The sequence below is a fragment of the Amphibacillus indicireducens genome, assembly GCF_039539605.1.
In the GTDB taxonomy this organism is placed as follows: domain Bacteria; phylum Bacillota; class Bacilli; order Bacillales; family Amphibacillaceae; genus Amphibacillus; species Amphibacillus indicireducens.
In genome coordinates, this window is record NZ_BAABDL010000156.1 from 1 (window position 1) to 4883 (window position 4883).

General features: G+C 35.9%; 5 protein-coding genes. All 5 read right to left on the bottom strand.

Going from position 1 to position 4883, the window contains the following annotated elements; genetic code table 11:
- Positions 1-108: 108 nt before the first annotated feature.
- Positions 109-951, bottom strand: coding sequence for a YihY/virulence factor BrkB family protein (locus ABD814_RS13125; RefSeq protein ID WP_344914156.1), 843 nt, complete (start codon positions 949-951; stop codon positions 109-111).
- A gap of 37 nt (positions 952-988) precedes the next feature.
- Entirely contained in the window at positions 989-1264 is a 276-nt protein-coding gene (locus ABD814_RS13130; protein WP_344914159.1) for a hypothetical protein, read from the bottom strand.
- A 15-nt stretch (positions 1265-1279) separates the two neighbouring features.
- Positions 1280-1750 (bottom strand): low molecular weight protein-tyrosine-phosphatase, encoded by a 471-nt coding sequence (locus ABD814_RS13135; protein WP_344914162.1) that lies wholly within the window; start codon positions 1748-1750, stop codon positions 1280-1282.
- A gap of 109 nt (positions 1751-1859) precedes the next feature.
- Positions 1860-4028 carry a sensor domain-containing protein gene (locus ABD814_RS13140; protein WP_344914165.1) on the bottom strand — a complete coding sequence of 723 codons (2169 nt, stop codon included), beginning with the start codon at positions 4026-4028 and terminating at the stop codon, positions 1860-1862.
- A gap of 34 nt (positions 4029-4062) precedes the next feature.
- Complete coding sequence (locus ABD814_RS13145) at positions 4063-4788, bottom strand: lysophospholipid acyltransferase family protein (protein WP_344914168.1); 726 nt, start codon at positions 4786-4788, stop codon at positions 4063-4065.
- Positions 4789-4883: the final 95 nt, after the last annotated feature.

Genomic DNA, 4883 nt, shown 5'->3' on the forward strand with positions numbered 1-4883 from the left:
ATATGATAATTAGATTTTAACACAAAGTTATCCACAACTAACGAATTTTATAATTTCCTAAACAATAAAAAAACAGTGTAGACTTTAGCCTACACTGTAGTTGGTCAGTTAAGTTTTTAATCGACCCCGATGATCTGCAACCATTGCATTGATCTCTCCACCTAAAATAATAATGATACCTGAAATATAAAACCATAACATTAAAATGATCACACCACCTAAACTACCGTAAGTGGCTGCATAGTTGCCCATCGTATTGACATAAAGTGAGAAACCATATGACGATACCTGCCAACCGACAGTTGCAAATAAAGCGCCCCAGATCGCATCTTTAAAGTAAACCTTCGCATTCGGTGCCATCTTATATAAATAAAGGAAAACAACGAAAAAGATTGATGAAGAAATCACCCATCTTAAACCATTCCAAACCGAAATAAATTGCTCACTTGCACCAAAGAAAGAAAAAATATAAACACCAATCATTCTACCGAAAACAGGCAATAGCAATGCAACGACAATTAACAGTAAGACGGATAGTAATAATGAAATCGCAATTAACCGTCCTAGGATAAACGAACGATTTTCTTCAACGTCATACGCCTTATTTAATGCACGCATAATTGCATTAATCCCATTTGAAGCTGACCAAATCGTACCGATAATTGCAATTGAAAGTAATCCACCACCACTAGAATCCATCGTTTCAAAGAGAAAGTTCTCAATCAATTGCATGGCTTCAACTGGAATATAGGCACTCATCATTTCAAGTAACCTTAAATAATCAATCGGCAAATAACTCGCTAAAGCAACGATAAAAATTAACAAGGGAAATAGTGACAGCAAGAAGAAATAAGACAACTGAGCCGATAAACTCGTGACTTCATCTTCTGAAAATCGTCTAGCAAATTCAATGACATGCTTTTTTATCGGATTAAAATTTAACTTAGCCATAAGTATATCTCCATTCTATTTGAGTCTACTCATCTGCTTATTTAAATTTGATTAATTCAATTAACTCTTCTAGTTGACTGGCAAAATGATAAATCGAAACTAACTTTTGATGAGCTAGCTTATAACTCTGTTCAACTCTTCGTTCGAACAAAAGTGCTGATTGATATGGACTCAACATCAATCGTTGACTTTTCTTTTGGACAAAAGTTGTTTGCTGTTTGTTTGGCTGATTTCTTTTCATTTTAATTGTAGCGATAAGAGTACATACACCAACAACAATAGGAACGAGTTTTGTTCTACGATCATTCTTCACTTATGTCACGACTCCTTAGATTTTCTCTTCAGTTCGAATCGATTGTAATAGTGCTTGGCAGCCTGCTTCGATCAATTCATACGTTTGATCAAAATCTCCCGTATAGTATGGATCTGGAATGTCTTTAATCGGTGCATTTTCAACAAAATCCATTAACCGGAGCATTTTAGCTTGTGTCGTTTGCTGCTGAATATGCTCAAGATCGATTAAGTTTTGCTCATCCATTGCAATAATGTAATCAAACTGACTAAAGTCTGACGGAGTGATTTGTCTTGAATAGATGCCTTGGAATGAGAGCTTATATTCGTTTAGTTTCTTTTGTGTTCCCTCATGTGGCGCTTTTCCCTCATTCCAATCGCTTGTCCCCGCAGAATCAATGATAAACTTGGCTGATAGACCTGCTTCGTTAACTAGATTTTTAAAATAAGCTTCTGCCATTGGTGAACGGCAGATGTTTCCTAAGCAAATGAATAATACTTTTATCATATCTATTCCACCTTTTCTTCATTAGTACACCTATTATAACAAAATATCGCTAAGAAAAAGACCTAACCACGCATTGAGACGGGATTAGATCTTCTTTTGCTAAAAATATCTATGCCATTTTTCCAAAAATGACTGATTCAAGTTCGCATGCTGGCACTGGTTTACTGAAATAGTAGCCTTGATAATAGTCACATTGATTTTCTTGAAGTAGATGAAGGATTTCTTTTTCTTCGACGCCTTCTGCAACTACTTTTAGACCAAATGTATGGGCAAGTTGGATCATCGCTTTAACAATTTCAGCGCTACTTTGCTCAGTTAAAGAGCTTCTAATAAATGATTGATCAATTTTTAAATAATTAATTGGAAATTTTTTTAAGTAACCAAATGATGAGTACCCCGTACCAAAATCGTCGATCGAAAATGTGATCCCCATGCCACGTAATGTATTCATCGTCTCAATACAATCTTCCGTATTTTCCATTACACTATTTTCGGTAATTTCAATTTCCAAATATTTCGGATCCATCTTTGTTTCTTGAATAATTTCCATAACTTGATTTACAAAATCAGGTCGTTGGAGTTCAATTGCCGAAACATTGACAGCAATCCGAATTGGATCAAAGCCTTGATTCACCCAAGTATAATGCTGCTGACAAGCTTCTCTAATGACCCATTCACCAATCTGTGTTATCACTCCTGTTTCCTCAGCAATCGGAATAAAAGTTGCTGGTGAAATTGGTCCTTTTTTAGGATGCGTCCAACGAATAAGCGCCTCAAGGCCGGTAACTTCACCTGTAATCACATTTAATTTTGGTTGATAGTGTAAACTGAACTCATCATACTTCAAAGCTTTACGAATATCTGATTCAAGCAAAATAACTTCTTGATACATTTCATCCATTTTTATCGTATAAAAGAGCCTACTGTTTCTTCCATTTAATTTACAATAGTGAACAGCAATACTCGCATGGTTAATCAACTCTTTTTCATTCCAGGCATCAACACCATAGTAACTAATACCAATTGAAGATGTAACAAAAAATTCATGACCTTGGATCGAAATGGGTTGCTTTATTTGAGTCAACATTTGTTCACTCACCTGTTTAACACCTTGAACAGACAATTCCAAAATCAAGCAGAACTCATCTCCACCGTAACGATAAACCGAACCTTTTTCACCAATTACAGATTGAATGCGCTTTGAAATAATTTCAATTACCTGATCCCCAATCGCTTCTCCAAGTGTGTCATTAATATACTTGAGACGATCAATATCACAATAAAGCACAGCAAATGGTCGTTCCTCACCATGTTGAACAGCTACTTTTAGATCATCGCGAAGCTTCGCACGATTCGGCAATTTTGTTAGCGTATCATAATAAGCCAATTGTTCAACCTTAGCCTCCGCACGCTCAAGTGATGAGATATCAACAGATGAGCCAACGACTTCAATCACTTCATCATTTTCAAAAACAGGTGACAACATTGTGTAAAGTGTTAGTTGCTCAATTCGGTGCTTGAAAATCACTTCACTCCCAGTAAATGCTTGTTCAAAGTGAGTGGTAATCTTTGTTGTATCATTGCTAAAAAAAACATCTTCAATATATTTATATTTCAATTGCTCTGTCGTCACTTTTATTTTTTGTGCAAGTTTTCCTTCAAATAAACGAAAACGATATTTACCGGTTTCCTTATGCTGTTGGACACGAAACGTTAAGTTCATTAGCTGGCTAAATAATTTACGATAGTCACCTTCAAGTGATTCAATCAAGTGCTTATCAACGTACTTTACATCACTAATGTCTGTACGGAATACCAAATAAGATGTGTAATTTCCTAGATCATCAGCAATTGGAATGATAGTCGTCCGAAACCAAAAGATTTCACCCGATTTTGCTTGGGTGCAAATATCTCCAGTCCATGTCTTTCCAAGCCTGATCGTATCCCACATCTCTTGATAAAAGTGAGGTTGATGCACGCCAGCATGAAGAATTCGATAATGATGTTGGAGCAATTCTTCTTTTTGGTAGCCAATTTTTTCACAAAACTGATTATCTATGTATGTAATATAGCCTTCATCATCCATCACAAGTACTTGAAAAGTATTACTCATCTGTTCAACAATTGGATTAGGTAGATGAACATGAGTGTTGATGTACTCGTATAAATCTTTGATCGTTTCAGTTTTTAATTCATCTGTTGGTTGGCGCTCAATTGCATCGATTAATTGATTTATTTTATTATAAATGTCAAAGTTTCCAATCCGATTCAACGTCATTATGTCACCTTTCTACAATCTCTAGGTTGTTATATTATCTTCTGTTTTTGTTTGTAGCCATAATATCGGTTATAATTTGCTCAAGTTTAGCCGCTAGTTGATTGTGTTTCATTTCTTGATATTCTTCTGGATAAATTGGGTCAGCAACGGTTAAAGTAAATTTAGCTGGTTTAAATCGTTTGTTGTTTTTTTCAAATGCATCGTATGTCCCATCAATCGCTAATGGCACGATAGGCACTTCGGCACGTGTCCCTAGTCGCAAGCTCCCTGATTTAAAGCGTTCAATTTCTGGTCCTTCCCCTCTCGTTCCTTCGGGAAAAATGACCATTGATTGGCCTTGTTTTAAGCTTTCGATTCCATCGTCAATGACTTTTAGAGCAGCCCGTCGATTTGATCGATCAATAAAGACACATTTTAATTCCATCATCCACCGATTGATAATCGGAAGTTTTTTTATTTCCTTTTTAGCAATAAATCCGATCGGTTTTTCTAAGTAGCCCAATAGTAATAGGATATCAAAGAGTCCTTGGTGATTGGCTACGAACAGAACAGGTTGATCAGGAATTCGTTCGATACCCGTCACTGAGACAGTTGATTTCGTTTTTTTGATTACTTTTTGGGAAATGCGAGCCGGGGTTTTAAAAACCTGTTTTGCCTTGTCAGCATAGGGGATATTCGGTATTTTTTTCACTTGTCGTAATCTAGGAAGGCTACCGACGATCTGAATTAAGGCATAAAGATAAATCCAAAGTGTTCTCATAAAATCACCTCTTCCTCGAAACACGTATTGTCTAAAGTTTTATAGTAAAAACCTTCGTTTTTATTGATATATAGCCTTTTAACACAAAAAAACTT

Bases quoted from the DNA above. Each gene is read 5' to 3' on its own strand.
- ABD814_RS13135 (WP_344914162.1), bottom strand. From the start codon at position 1,750: ATGATAAAAGTATTATTCATTTGCTTAGGAAACATCTGCCGTTCACCA.
- ABD814_RS13145 (WP_344914168.1), bottom strand. From the start codon at position 4,788: ATGAGAACACTTTGGATTTATCTTTATGCCTTAATTCAGATCGTCGGT.
- ABD814_RS13140 (WP_344914165.1), bottom strand. From the start codon at position 4,028: ATGACGTTGAATCGGATTGGAAACTTTGACATTTATAATAAAATAAAT.
- ABD814_RS13125 (WP_344914156.1), bottom strand. From the start codon at position 951: ATGGCTAAGTTAAATTTTAATCCGATAAAAAAGCATGTCATTGAATTT.